The organism is Vampirovibrio sp., assembly GCF_041737375.1.
Taxonomy (GTDB): Bacteria; Cyanobacteriota; Vampirovibrionia; order Vampirovibrionales; family Vampirovibrionaceae; genus Vampirovibrio.
On sequence record NZ_JBGSRV010000004.1, the window covers coordinates 65,999 to 80,485 of the forward strand.

The following is a 14,487-nucleotide window of genomic DNA, read 5'->3' on the forward strand; positions in this document are numbered from 1 at the left end:
CTGGTCAATGACATATTTTTCATATTAATTTCACGAAACTCAACAGCTTTGGAAACAATGCGTTGTTCACCGCAGTGGGGACATTTTAAAGACTGCATCTTAATGTTGCCCAATTTAACCTTAACGACAAAAATGACATAAAACCCTTCTGATACTATTCTCCAAAAACTTTCCGAATGACATTACCCATCCGGGTTAGCCTAAGCCAGTAAAAATAGCATTAAAGCCATTGAGAAACCTGTGTAAATTTTCAACTTTCCTCCCCAGGCCAGGCGGCTTGAACCATCTCTCTTTCACCCGAACTGAGGCCACCTCATTAAGTGTCTTTTTGCCGTGCAACTCTCAATTAGCAAAGCCAATGGATCGCCTTCTCAACAATTTGCGAACGCCACTGAAATTTGAAAACAAGTTACTTACCGGCAAACCTCAATAACCTGATGAACAGAATGACGCACAAATCAGTCCCCTGATTGAAAGTCTTTCCGTTACCGAGAAGGGCTTCCAAATGGTTCAGCGTGGCAATAAAGTCCAGAAGATTGATGTCATCTTGATATAAAAACCAAATTTCAGCAACGATCAATCACCAGAGGCAAGCCAATCAAAGCTATCAAGGGGTTTCCATGGGTGGTGGCGGTGGCGCGAAACCAGTTTCGGGCGATAAACTCTCAGCACGGGAAGTGGCGCTGTAAGTCGGCTCCTCTGGCATGCTCAAGATACTATCATCAGTGCCTGAATTGTCTGAGGTAGGCTCTTCCGGCATACTCATGCTGTTATCTGCGCTCATAAACCCCATATTCTCAAAACTGGAATCGGCCGTGCTGGATGGATTGAGCTTCAAGTTCATTTTCTTCTCAATCAACCTTTTCATACCAGCGCTAGCGCCAGGTACGATCACATCTTTCACCAATGGCTTCAACATTTCCAGCCAACTGGCATCCGCATAAGACACCGCAGGCGCCAATGCACCGAAGCCGCCAGAAAAAAGGGCGCACACACTCATTACTAAAACCAACTTGCGAGATAAACAAAAACGACTCATTCATTCATATCCTATTGGTTGTCCATCCAGGGCTTTATCCACAGCTGAAGGGTTTAAAACTGACTAACTACTCAAAAAAACGCTTACCCAACCTGCCCGACTGGGGGTAGTCATTCAGGCAGGTTTTATAAAAATTCATCATAAAAACTTTTTATTTTTTTGACAAGAACTATTTTTCTCGCCAACAGGCTTAAGACTATTGGCGCTCTGCAGTGAAAAGAAAGTGCCAGAGAGCAATGAGCGCGCAGGCGGCTGAGCAGCCTGTCAAAAAATCCACTATCTAATGGACACCCAAAGCAGAGGTTACCCATGAATCAACCTCAAAAGAGGTCCATAAAATTCATTTTTTTATACAAGTACAAATAAAAACTAATCAATAAAACATAATCAAGATCTTGCTAAAGAGCGAAACTGGGAAAAACCAATGAAAACCAAAACCGCTTGAGGTTAAGCCGAACAATAGACAACCGTCTAGTGTGCTTTAAACACTTAGGTGATTTATCCCGGAATGAATTTTTCATACGCTGTCAGTCATCTTGAAACGAATGAGTCAAAATCCTTAAAAAAGAGTTTTGCCAAGAACGTTAAATAACCATTCAGTCAGAACCAATTGCAATCGAAGCATAGACAGTATTTGATTTTAAGAAAGCACTGAAAGAAGAACGCTAGGTTTTCGAGGTTCTAACGGTGGTGCTTTGAGGAGATGACAGGCGTGTCTACCGAAACTGCGTATATTCCATCCCAATCAACCCTGGATAGCAGCGTGGCTTTAAACGTAGAAGCCACATTGAGCAACAGGGCGCTTTCAGACCCATTTTTTATTGCGGCCACTTATGATATTAGTCAAATCAAGCCCTATCAATGGATGGCAAAACGCTGCTTTGACCTGCTAGCCAGTTCATTGGGCGTTGTGGCCATATTGCCCTTGCTGCTGATTGTGGCAGCCGCTATTCGGCTGGAATCTCCGGGGCCGGTTATTTACAAACAAACTCGGGTTGGACTCAACGGCAAAACTTTCCACATGTATAAATTTAGAAGCATGCGGCAAGATGCTGACAAAATGCTTGCAGAACTGATGGAAAAAAACGAAATCGGCCAAGGGATGTTCAAACTTTTTAACGACCCCAGGGTGACCCGAATTGGAAAAGTAATTCGAAAATACAGCATTGATGAACTTCCGCAATTACTGAACGTTCTGCGGGGGGATATGAGTTTGGTAGGGCCCCGTCCTCCCATTCAAGCCGAATTGCAACATTATCAACACTGGCATTACTTCAGGTTTGCCACTTTACCGGGCCTAACCGGCTTATGGCAGGTCAGTGGCCGTTCCAAAATCAAGGAATTTGATCAGGTCGTCAAAATGGATTACCAGTACATCAATCACTGGAATTTATGGTTGGACTTCAAATTAATCCTGAAAACATTTCCAGTCATTTTAGGGGGTCGAGACACGGCCTAGTCGAAAGGTCTGTATTTCAGGTTGAAATACAACAGCTCATCAAATAGCTACGAGGGTCTTTCCTGTCCGTTCCTGTAACGGACAGGATTTTTCATTTTACAGCCAAGGCCATTCAGGTACCATTCACACTGACAACGCCAGTGTTATCCACGCTTCAGGCAACCAGACATCGCATAAAACATCCACGCTTGCCCCCACCGAATATAAGGAATTCTGTTCCATCCACGACTCAATTTTTGATAGTAAAAATAGCCTTTGGGGTCTTGAAACTCTTCACACAAGGTTAAAAGCGTGTTTTCAATCAGCAGTCGGCGGCTTTCATGCCCCGCAAAACCGGTATCCCGCAATAATTGCAGCAACACCATGGATTCAGCCAGCACATGAACATCGATAGGGTAAGTGGCGTTATTGTAATACTTGGGAATCCCGGTTTGCGTGAACAAATCGGAAATATAATAGTCAATCACCTGCTTTAACGACAGGGAAAACTCATCCGTCTGTAAATGTTGCTGAATGCGATACAGGCATTCTATGTTAAAGGCGGTATGGAAATTATCGACCCAACGGTGAAAAGGCTGGGTGCCATAAGGCCAGGAACCATCCGGGTTAATATCGGTGGTGGCAAAACGAACTGCCTTCAATATTTTCTGGCGAATCACCGGTTGGCGGTTTTCTGGCAAGTAAGAAAGTGCCTCCGCTAAATAAGCCGCACCCAGCAAACTGGCGTTATGAACTTCGGTATCTTCCCCAGGAATGTAATTAAAGCAGGCAAAGTTCTCATCCTCAAATTTGACCATTTCATTCAGGATGAAATCACTGACGCCCAAAGCCAGATCTAAGGCTTCTGCATCATTAAACGCCCGATAATAAGCAAACAGGGCCCGCCCTACATAAACCGAAGTGACCAGATTGGGGGTGCCTATGGGTACAAAAAAGGCACGGGCTTGCCAGTCAAAATTATAACCCCAGGCATTGCCCACCCGGCGTTGTAAAACAGAATGCCGTAAGCGTTGAAATAAAATATAGGCTTCATTGCTGTAAACCTCCTGACCAGTAGTCTGGTACAGGTTCAGCATGCCCAGTAACGATAACGCCCCACCCTTGGGGTTAAAGCCCTTAGGCACTGCCAACCATCCCCGAAAATCGATCGCGGACTTTTTGCAAAATTGAATCAGCGCCAAACGAAACAACTTACTTTTATAAAGGGGACTTCCTTTAAAAATTCGGCTATTCAAACCATCAAATAAATCATGGCCCTCATAATTGGCGGAGCGCATGTACTGAAAAAGCGAACTGATTTTAGGCATCAAGTTATCAGCGGTCAACGGAGATAAAGCCAGCATCGCTGAATCATCTGACAAGTCCTGCTCTTTCAATTTGGGGTCCTCATTGAGTAAATTCATCATACAGAGACTCCAATTGTTGGATAATGACAGGTAAAGAAAAGCGAGCGGCAGCCATTTCATAACCTGCCCGCCCCATTTTCTGGCGCAATTCAACAGAGCTGGCCAAACGTTCAATACGATCCGCCAGATCGGCACAATGCCCCGGCGCGATTAAAAATCCATTCTTGCCTTCCGTAACGGCTTCTGGAATGCCCCCCACATGCGTGGCCAAAACCGGCAACCCGTAAGCCATAGCCTCCAGCACCGAGATAGGCAAACCTTCATTATAGGAAGGCAACAGCAGAACATCGGCGTTGCGGAACGTGGCATCTTTGACACTGCCATCAATCCAGCCGCAAACTTTAACAGAGCGCTCCAACCCTGTTTCATTCACCAGTTTTTGAAGCTGCGCCACATCACCATCGCCATAAAGATGAATTTGTATATGCTCAGATTGAACCTGACGCATGGACTCAACAATGTCGTAAACCCCTTTTCGTTTGCCGATACGCCCCATAAAAAGGAATTGAACAGACGTTTTCTGATGAGGCAAACCGGATTCCAGAGAGAGATCCCGAAGAATGGTGGGGTTATAAACCACCCGAATATCAGAACCCGGTGAAATTTTATGCAAATCACGCTTCCACTGGTCAGAAAGCGCAATCAGACAGTCGCAAATACCGAGAATAAAGACCAGCCATTTTTTTCTTAACAGGCCACATTTTTGGTAAAACAGCGCAAACTCGGCCCCATGAACGTGTAAAATCACTTTTTTCTGAAACAGTTTTGCCAGAGCCACCACCAACGATTTCCGGGTAAAACTGGCGTAGGAAGCCGTATGTATATGAACCAGCCGAAGAGAAGGCACCGTCAACAAGGTGATTAAATACCGCCCTAAAAAACCAAAATAATAGAGCAGCTTTTTCAAAGGATTCCCATCGGTGTAAGAGGCCAAATATCGAACCTTCTCAAACAGCGCGCCTTGCTCATACATACCTATCACAGAAGAAATCCCACCACGTGAGGCTGGATCCGTGCCGATCATAAGCACCTTGGGTTGTTCCCTGTTTTTTGTAAAACGCATTACAAATCTTCCTGCTCAGTTCAGCGATTCCATTTTATTAATGATGTTAATGAACTTGCCATTGGGGCCTCTGGGAATATCATCCACTTCCATCACATGCACTTTCATATGCGGAGAGGTGTGTTTCAAGGTATTGAACACCAGCCGCTCCCGGTCAGATTCGGTAAAATTCCCGTTAGTCAACACCTTCAGGGTCACTTCGCCCTTTTTTTCCTGATAAAACTGGGTTTCAATCACGTTATCCACCCCAACTGGAATATGTGCGGTAATGGCAATATGATAACCTTCCGGCGTTAACAGATAGCCGTAGGAGCGACCCAGTATCCGCTCAACTTTTCGAAAATAATTGCCGCAAGCGCAAGCCATTTGAGGATAAACGCTTTCTCGCATCTCCACAAAATCCTGAGTGCGATACCGCAACAGGGGCATGACATAATTGTACAACTGGGTGCCTACCAGCTCGTAAAGGCCAGACTCTGGGGCTGGCAATAACTCGACAACCGAGTAATCTTCCTGAATATGATACTGGCCATGCGCACACTGACCAATGGCCGCCACCCGTTCGGCCTGCCCGTACCAGTCATAAATCTGGCACTGGAAAACATCCTCAATGTAAGCCCGCACCTCAGGATCGAGTGACTCTGAAGAGGTGAAAATGGCGTCAAATTGATAATCAACCTGATTGAGTCTGAAAAACTTGGCCAGCACATGCCCCATAGAGGGGCCGCAATACAGCACCTGAGGCTTAAAATCCAGAATTTTCTCAATGTAATCAGCGCAATTGTCACGAGACAGATGATAACTGGACATCTGCAATTCCCGGTTTGCGGGATTATAACGCCAAAAGGGAGGGTAGTTTTGAGAGGCAGGGACAATGATTTCGCCCCTCAGCGAAACCCGGCGCTTGCCCATATCCCCAGCGTTGCGCCAGTGCCGCCACACCACGGCATGCTCAAAGTTAATGGCGTCAAAATCCCGTACAAATTTACCGGGCATACCCGTACTGCCACTGGTTGTGCCCATGTTGCATAAGAAATTATAGTGTTTTTTTGAAATCAGCCGATCGTAGTTCTCCTGAACCGTTCTTTTGTCCAGCAGAGGCAGTTTTTCTAAATCCTTTGGCCCTTGAATGGTGTGTGGATCCAGTTTTAAAGACCGGAACAAATCCTGGTAATAAGGAACGTGCTGATAACAGTGCAAAACGATCTTCTGTATCATTTTGGACTGGTATGCAAGCAATTGCTCGGGCTTATAGGATTGGGTATGCTTCAGAGTATTAAAGTGACGCTGAAAGCGAGGCCCGTGCCGATATAGCTTTTTGAGCCAGCATTGAACTTTAAATGGTCCTTTCATTCAGTTCATAACCTCCAGCTTGTTAATGATACTGATAAACTTACCGTTGGGCCCTCGTGGAATCCCCTGAACCTCATTTACAATGACATTCATTTGTGGGGAAGTGTGCTCCAGCGTATTGCGAACCAAAAGCGCCCGATCCGTTTCCGAAAAATGACCGTTGGTTAACACATTCACAATCAACTCACCAGGTTTTTCCTGATAGAACTGGGTTTCCAACAAATTCTCAACCCCTCTGGGAATATGATTGGTAATTGAAATCCGGTAGCCTTCCGGTGTCAAAATATAGCTATAATTGCGACCTAGAATCCGATCAACCAGGCGAAACGCTGAACCACAGGGGCAAGCCTCTGTTCTGGGAGAAACATAATCATAAGTGCGATACCGCAACAGGGGCATTACAAAATTATTTAAGTGGGTACCTACCAGTTCCTGCCCATAAGCGCTGTCTTTCAACTCCACTACCGAGTAATCATCCTGAATATGGTAGCCCCCCGCCTTGCACTGGCAAATGGCCACTACCCGCTCAGCCTGACCGTACCAATCATAAATTCGACTTTCAAAAACATCTTCAATATAGGCTCTGACGTGAGGCTCCAATGATTCGGAAGAGGTGAAAATGGCGTCAAAACGATATGGAACCTTTTGCTGTTGAAAAAATTTAGCCAGCAAATAAGCCGTAGAAGGATAGCAGTATAAAATTTCTGGCTGAAACCTCAGAATTTCTTCGATATAACTGGCGCTGTTGGCCAATGAGAGATGATACCCGGACATCAGCAACTCCTGATTGGCCCGGTTATACTTCCAGAAAGGAGGCTCGTTCTGGCTCGCAGGTACAATGCTATCGCCCCGCAAGGTGATGCGCTTTTTACCAAAATCCCCGGCATTCCGCCAGTGCCGCCAAACCACCGCGTTTTCAAAATTAATCGAGCCATAATCCCGGAAAAATTTGGCGGGTGTGCCCGTACTACCGCTGGTGCTTCCGAGGCGACACAATATGTTTTTCCGCCTGCGGGCAATCAGCTTGTCATAGTTTTCGTTAACGATTTTTTTCTCCATGAAGGGCAGTTTTTCCAAATCGTCGATAGTTTTAATATGCGCAGGCGTTAACTTAAGTTGGCGAAATAAATCCTGATAATAGGGAATATTTCGGTAACAATGATGCACCATTTTTTGCAGCTGCCTGTTCTGCAACCGTTTCAATTTCTCGGCTGAAAACTGGGCAGACTCTTCCAAACGCTTCAGATACCGACCAAAAATTGGCCCTTGGCGGTACGCTTTTTTAATCCAGCCCTGAAACTCAAACAGAGGTTCCATCGAGTACCTCCCCCACAGTCGGTTCAGAATACTTTTCGTGTAAAAACCGAGGCGTCATTAATGATTGATACAGTTGATAATAAGCATGCCGCATTCGCTCAATGTCAAATCCCACTACAAACTGTGCGGCAGCGGATGAAAGACCATCGGCCAGCACAGGATTATGGTAAATCCGACGAATTTGCGTCACCAGCGAGTTAACCTCATCGTTTTCAAACAACAATCCAGTTTGATCATGCTCAATTAATTCAGCAGGACCATCAATATTACTGGCAATCACAGGAACACCCCCCGCCATCGCTTCTAAAACAACCAAACCCAGGCCTTCATACCGAGAAGGCAATACAAATAAATCAGCCTGCCTTAACACTTCGGGAACATCGGTGCGGTTTACCAAAAACTCAATCTCCGAGTCCAGCCCCAAGCTGGCAACCATTTTCTGAAGCGCCTGATAAGACTCCTGACTGTACTCATACACCCCACCCATTAACTTTGCCTGAATATTCAATCCAGCTTGTTTACACTCATAAATGGCCTTAATCAGCAAATCCTGACCTTTTTTAGGGTAATATAAGCGCCCCACCTGAACAATTTGGAGTGGGTAATCCTGAAATGAGCGCTTCTGCAGTCGCTCCACCAGCGAAAGCCGATGAGCATTTCGAAATGGGGACAAATCAATGCCATTATAGATTTGTGTATAAGGCCACAACCCTTCCCGCTGGCACAAAGCCGCCACCGATTTGGAGATGGCGATATGCTGATCAATAAACGTTTGGTGAACCCATTTTTGCAGCCCGCTATAGTGAGCCGGAATGGTGTCATGCACCGTAAAAACCAGTTTGAGGGATGGCTTTAGCAGCTTGCAAAGCACCGCCCACAGCTTACTCCCCCCGTTATGGCAATGGATGATATCCACTTGGTGTGACCTAACGATTCGCAGCAGCGCCAACAGGTATTTAATGTGTTTGTGTCCTTCCGGTCGATCCAGAAAATAGACATTCAGGTTCATGGATTGCAAACGCTGGCGCAATTCAGGATTCACCGCCTGATTCATGATCACCACTGTAAATTGAACCTGCTGAAAATTACGACTGGCAGCCAGTAAGTCCAGCAACAGCTTCTCGGCCCCACCCACTTCCAAAGAGGAAATTAATTGCAACACTTGAATCAAAGGCTTTGTCATATCAGGTCATCACCGCCAAGTCCGATAGTGGTTTTTCTGAAACGGAACTTTGAAATTTGAGGTAAAACCAGCGGATTTGCAACAGATAAAGCACCCGCCCTAAAAAAGTAACCGCCGCAGCCCCGTAAACCCCAAAAACAGGAATAATCCAGCAATTCAGCAACACGATAACAATGAGTTGAGCATATCGGCAGCCGCAAAGAATATCAGGCTTGCCTAAGGAGTAAAGGGCCTGCTCATAAGGCATACTCATCAATCCCGCTAAAAATGCCAACACCAGAATTTGCAGCACCCCAACAGAATCCTGATAAGAGCTGCCCAGCAACAATGGCACCAGCCAAATGCTGGCGGGAATCAATAAAACAGCCCCCAAGGCCATCATTCCCGTGCCTCGAATCATTTTCCCCGTGGTTCGAAAAATCTGAACCTCGTCCAGTTCGGCCAAGGTCGGCAGCAATACTTTTCCAAGCACCAAAGGCAAAAACGAAATAATCGCACACAGCTGAACGGCGGCATTATAAATGCCTAACTGCGCATAACTGACCCATAAACCCAACATGAAAAAATCAAGCCGCCCAATAAGGTTGTTAGCGACCGAGTAAATCAACATCCACCGCTCATACCCGATGATTTCAGAAAGCAGCTTGGGGTTCAGCGCCTTGGACCAGAACGCTTTTAGAAAGCCCACATATTTCCCCAAAAAAACCAGTGAAAATATCAAAGGAATCCAGTAAATCAACATGGCCCGTTCTAAAAACAGCTGTCCCGAATACAGCAGAAAAATAATCCACAACAGACTCAATCCAAAACGTGATATATTCAACCACGCCCTTAGCTTAAAGCGTTGACTGGCCTGTAAATAAGTATCGTTCACAAAAAACAGAGACTCGCCCAGCAAGCCCAATATCAAAAACGGGGTATACTGACTCATCCCGGACTTGTGCATCAGCTCAAAAAACCAGACATTTCCCAGCACCAAAAATAAGACCAGTACCATTAAAATGCCCAGTTTTACGCTGAGATAAAGCCCAAAAATACTCTGCTTTTCATCCTTATCTCTGGCCGCGAAGCGAACAGCGGTGTTTTCCATGCCAAAGTCAAACAAGGCGCTGCTCAAAGCGATCATCACAAAAATGAAAGAGTATTTCCCATAATCCTCAGGGCCCAATGCGCGAGTGAGCATTAAAATAATCAAGAAATTGAACCCTTTGGTCACAATCGTCTCAAAAAAAGTAATGCCTAAGTTCTTTAGCAACGAGCCGGATTTCCGGCTGGCGCTAAACGGATCTGAACTGGCGTGTGTTTTTGACATACAGCAAACTCAGCAAAACAAAAATAAATACCTTATAGTGCGGGGAAGCAAAGGTGTGATCAAAAATACTGACAAAAAACACCCCCACCATGGCCACACTGACCAGAATGGCGTAAGTTCTTTGGCCCCCGTGAGTCCGCGCGTATCGCATCCAGGAATTCAGCCAGGTATAAACCAGAAAACAAAAGAGAATAGCGGCCCCGACAATACCAGCTTCCACCACGGTGAGTAAATAAAAGTTATGGGCAAACCAGTTGTGGTATTGGGACATAGGCACCGAAGCCGGAATATGCGGCCAGGCGGCCAATGCGTAGGAATTCAACCCTGAACCAAACCAAAAAGCCTTGGCGCTACTGTTAATAGCGGCCATTGGCACTTGCCAAACCATCAGGCGCTCTTCATAACTAACGGTTTCCACATAGGAAGAATTAAACAAGGTCAAGGCCAAGGGCACAATGGCGCACAAAATAAAGGCACCCACCATCAGCAACGCTCGCTTTAAATTAGGCTGACTGACTGCCAGATAAAAAATAGTTCCGGCAATTAACCCCAACAAAGTGCCACGGGAATAGGTGGTAACCACCCCCAGCAAAATAATGCCAAACCAAAGAAAAGCCCTTTTTTTGCGCTTGATATGACGAAACAACAACGGCACAAAAATAAGCAGATTAATAACCAGAAAATTGCCCAGTGTATTAAAGTGAAAGGTGGTTCCCTTGCCGTGCCAAACCACGTTAGAGCCCAAACCCAAATAACCCAGATATCCCCGGTTGGACTGAAATTCAGCCCCGATACCAGTGACCGACTGAAAGGTTCCCAACAGGGCCTGAAAAACAGCGGTGGCAACCAGTGTTTTTAAAACAGCCGCTCGGGTAATTTGCTGGGAGCGCAAAAGGTAAATGGCCAAATAGTAAACGATAAACGCTTCTATAATTTTGAAAAAACCCAGCAACCCAGTATCACTGATGGAGAAAAAACCGGCCAGAAAAAACAACACGCTCAACACCGCAATCCAGGGGTCCAGCGCCGTCCTGATACTGACTTTATGGCCTTTCATCACCGCATGGGCCACGCAAACCACCAAGGTATAAAAAATAATCAGTTCATTCAAAGAAAAACTGACGGGCAACACCCGAATACGCTCGGTAAAGGGAATGGTAAAAATGGCCAGATAAAAGGTTTTAGCGGGGTTGAGAGCCAAATAAGACAAAACAATGGCACCCACCAGCAAGCCCGCAATCACATAAACCGGAATCACCAGGCTCATCAACCCCAGCACGGTGGAGATGAGCAGAAAAATAATCGCCCATCGCCACTGCTGTGAAGGATCTGTCCATTTTATTGCCGGACTAGCCATTGGCAAGGCCTAACTTAAGAGACACGGCTCTTTCAGCCAACATCCAGCCAAACTGAACATTAGTGAACAAGTATCGTTTCCACATACGCCGAGGCTCCTGGGATAAACGATAAAACCATTCCAAACCGGCATTCTGCATCCACACCGGAGCCCGCTTTACCTTGCCCGCAATGACATCAAAACTGCCGCCAACGCCCATCACAAAAGGAACATTCATAATGCCCTTATAAGCGTTGATGAACTTTTCCTTCTTGGGAGAACTCATGGCCACAAACAGGATATCCGGCTTAGCCTCTCCGATTTTACGAGCCACCTTGGCCTCTTCATCAGCACTAAAGTAACCGTTCCGATAGCCGCAAATCTTCAAGTTGGGATACAAAGCCCGGTAATGGGTAACCACATCCCGAACCACTTCTTCATCGGCTCCCAAAAAGAAAACCCGATAGCCCTTGCGGCTGGACATGCCCACCAGGTTTTGCATTAAATCAATGCCCGCCACCCGCTCAGGAATGTCAATGCCCAGCATCCGGGCGCCCATCACCACACCGGCCCCGTCCGCGTTGATCAAATCACAACTGTTTACGATATCTCGCAGTTTTTTGTCATGACTCATGGTCACCAGCTTGGCCACATTGACCACCACATGCTGCATCCGCTCACCGTGTTCAATGGTGTGGGACACTCGTTGCAGGGTTTCCTGCATGGTCAGGGCGTCAATTTTAGCGCCCATAAATTCCACCCGGCTGCCAGAAGGAACCGTTTCATTGTCAGTAACGGGAACCAACGGGCCTCCGCCACCTTTGGGGCCTCCCCAATTAGAATACAATTCCTGCTCGTGGTTCAGACGATTGCTTTTTTCTCGCACCACAGAACCCAACAGGGGAACACCTGCTCCCCGAACCTTATCGGCAATGGATCGCAAGGTTTTAAAGGTGGCTTCTTTATCGGCAAACAGAACCACCCCATCGGTAATGGTGGCAATGGCCATAAATTCTGGCGCCAGCAACGCCGCCGGGGTATCAATAAACACCCAGTCAAACTGCTCTTTCAGCACGTTCACCACTTGACGAAAACCACGACTGGCAAAATAATCGTAAGCGTTATCCACCGGCTGACGGTTCAGGGCCAGATAAATGCCGTTTACATCACGGGTCAGGCCACGCAGCACTTCCTCGGGAAAGACCGTCTGACCACTTCTCAATTTCAAATCGGTGGACATGATCAAGTCGCTCAAATCAGTGGTGGAGGCGGGATCTTCTACCATAGACAGCAAATTGCTGGGTCGTAAGTCCGCCTCAATGAAAACCACGCTTTGACCCAATCGACTCATACATTGAGCCAAGTGATAGGCCCCGCTGGATCTGGGCTTTTCAAAAGAAGAGGAAGTAAAGGCGATGGCCTGAGCTTCCGCTTTTCCCGCCTCAATCCGCAGGTTGGAAATAATATGCTTGCAAGCCATATCGTTCATGGAGAACATGGAACGATCGCTGAAGCCTCGGGCCTCAGGCGAGGTTTCCAACCAGGGAATGACGCCCAGAATTTTACTTTTGGTGGCCTCAGCCACCGCTTCAGACCCTTCGCAACGATCCTGGGTTTGGGTTTTGAGAACCGAAAGGCCCGCACCCACCCCTAAGCCCAGCAAGGTAGACAACACAATCAGATGCGCTCCGGTTGGGAAAGAAGGCTTTTCCGGCACGCTGGGGGCATCCACCACAAACACGTTGCTGGGGGTTTCCGCTTCTTTAATCTGGGTTTCAATCTGCATTTTACGCAGTTCATCGTAAGCCAGCGCCAGCGCTTTTTCTTCTTCCTGAAGCCCACTTAGAGTATAACGGCTTTCGGGAATGGCCTTCAGCGAGGTATTCACACGCTCAATGGCAGAGCGCAAGCTCCCGACTTCAGAGCCAAGCCCGGCTGAACGGGCGCTGGAAGAAGCTAAATCCTGAACCAGCTGGCTGCGAACGTTATCATAAATTAACGGGCCATTAACAGGACTACCACCGGTGGTCTCCCGCACTTCCCGTTTCATTTGCGATTCCAGCTCTTCAATTTGACGTCTGGCGGCAACCATGGTGGGGTTGGTGGGGGCCAGCTTTACGGCGTCCTTGGCAGCTTGCTGTTTTAGCAAAGCCAGGTCAGAACGCATCTTCACCAGATTTTCGTTACCGGAACCCAGCGCCACCGCCTGTAAAGCCTGACTGGGCGTCATGGCCAACTGTTTTTGCAAAGCCTGTGCGTTGCTGCTGTTATTGCTATGAGAGGCTTTCACCGATTCCAGCTGGGCCACCAATTGGGTCTTCAGGCGCACCAGCTCATGGGTTTGAGCGTCAATATCAATGGTCATGTTACCGGATTGAAACTGCTTGAGCCGCTCTCGTACCGCCACCAGATTGGTTTCGATATTTTTCAGCTGCTCGTTCACATATTCTTTTTTCTGGGTATAAATTTGGCGGTTAAAGGCCAGGTTGGTATCATTCAAGCGTTCCAAAGCCACCCGCAGCATGTCTCTGGCCATTTGTGGATCGTTCCATTTCAAGGCCACGGTTAAAACATCGGTACTTGGCTCTGTTTTTACTTCAATCAAATCCTGGGTATTGGGCTTGCCGTTTAACGTTTTGGCCCATTCTTTCTTCGGTTGCTGGCGAGCCACAAAATCAGACAGGTAAGAAGCCATTTCTTTGGAAGTCAGAATCTGGGCCTGAGTCATGACCGGGTTACCCGCCTGAGTAAGCGGACTGAGATAGCCCGGCTGATTGGTGGCAGGCTGGGACAAGTAACTACGGGTAGAAGTATCCTTAATCCAGACCTTGGCTTCAGATTCAAAACCTGGCTTGTAAGCGGTGAACACATATACCACCGCAAACAGGGCCATAACCCCGGCAGAAGCGAAAATTAACCATTTATCCCGAATAAAATTACGAACAAACCGGTTCTGCTGAAATTCCTCGATTTTCATGAATGCTTCATTCCTCTTGAATGCTTTGTATTGAATGCCTTG

At 46.8% G+C, this 14,487-nt stretch carries 10 protein-coding genes; 1 reads left to right on the forward strand and 9 read right to left on the reverse strand.

Features of this window, described 5'->3' with window-relative positions:
* Positions 1 to 607: 607 nt before the first annotated feature.
* On the reverse strand, positions 608 to 1,039 hold the full coding sequence (locus tag ACEW81_RS02015) for a hypothetical protein (RefSeq protein ID WP_373531294.1): 432 nt from the start codon (positions 1,037 to 1,039) through the stop codon (positions 608 to 610).
* A gap of 712 nt (positions 1,040 to 1,751) precedes the next feature.
* Here ACEW81_RS02015 and ACEW81_RS02020 point away from each other — a divergent pair.
* Positions 1,752 to 2,498, forward strand: a complete 747-nt coding sequence (locus tag ACEW81_RS02020; protein WP_373531295.1) for a sugar transferase — start codon at positions 1,752 to 1,754, stop codon at positions 2,496 to 2,498.
* Between the two features lie 143 nt (positions 2,499 to 2,641).
* Here the strand turns inward: ACEW81_RS02020 and ACEW81_RS02025 are convergent, their stop codons facing one another.
* The 8 genes from ACEW81_RS02025 to ACEW81_RS02060 form a co-directional block, all read right to left on the reverse strand.
* On the reverse strand, positions 2,642 to 3,904 hold the full coding sequence (locus ACEW81_RS02025) for a hypothetical protein (protein WP_373531296.1): 1,263 nt from the start codon (positions 3,902 to 3,904) through the stop codon (positions 2,642 to 2,644).
* A complete protein-coding gene (locus ACEW81_RS02030; RefSeq protein ID WP_373531363.1) occupies positions 3,885 to 4,877 on the reverse strand; it encodes a glycosyltransferase family 4 protein in 993 nt (330 codons plus the stop codon). The genes ACEW81_RS02025 and ACEW81_RS02030 overlap by 20 nt, the downstream gene beginning before the upstream one ends.
* 105 nt (positions 4,878 to 4,982) lie before the next feature.
* Positions 4,983 to 6,320, reverse strand: coding sequence for a phenylacetate--CoA ligase family protein (locus ACEW81_RS02035; RefSeq protein WP_373531297.1), 1,338 nt, complete (start codon positions 6,318 to 6,320; stop codon positions 4,983 to 4,985).
* Positions 6,321 to 7,637: a phenylacetate--CoA ligase family protein gene (locus ACEW81_RS02040; protein WP_373531298.1), complete on the reverse strand. Its 1,317-nt coding sequence runs from the start codon at positions 7,635 to 7,637 to the stop codon at positions 6,321 to 6,323.
* Positions 7,621 to 8,820: a glycosyltransferase family 4 protein gene (locus ACEW81_RS02045; RefSeq protein WP_373531299.1), complete on the reverse strand. Its 1,200-nt coding sequence runs from the start codon at positions 8,818 to 8,820 to the stop codon at positions 7,621 to 7,623. Before ACEW81_RS02045 ends, ACEW81_RS02040 begins: the two co-directional genes overlap by 17 nt.
* 1 nt (position 8,821) lies before the next feature.
* A complete protein-coding gene (locus ACEW81_RS02050) occupies positions 8,822 to 10,132 on the reverse strand; it encodes a lipopolysaccharide biosynthesis protein (protein ID WP_373531300.1) in 1,311 nt (436 codons plus the stop codon).
* Complete coding sequence (locus ACEW81_RS02055) at positions 10,098 to 11,489, reverse strand: O-antigen ligase family protein (protein WP_373531301.1); 1,392 nt, start codon at positions 11,487 to 11,489, stop codon at positions 10,098 to 10,100. The genes ACEW81_RS02050 and ACEW81_RS02055 overlap by 35 nt, the downstream gene beginning before the upstream one ends.
* Positions 11,482 to 14,445, reverse strand: a complete 2,964-nt coding sequence (locus ACEW81_RS02060) for a WecB/TagA/CpsF family glycosyltransferase (protein WP_373531302.1) — start codon at positions 14,443 to 14,445, stop codon at positions 11,482 to 11,484. The genes ACEW81_RS02055 and ACEW81_RS02060 overlap by 8 nt, the downstream gene beginning before the upstream one ends.
* Positions 14,446 to 14,487: the final 42 nt, after the last annotated feature.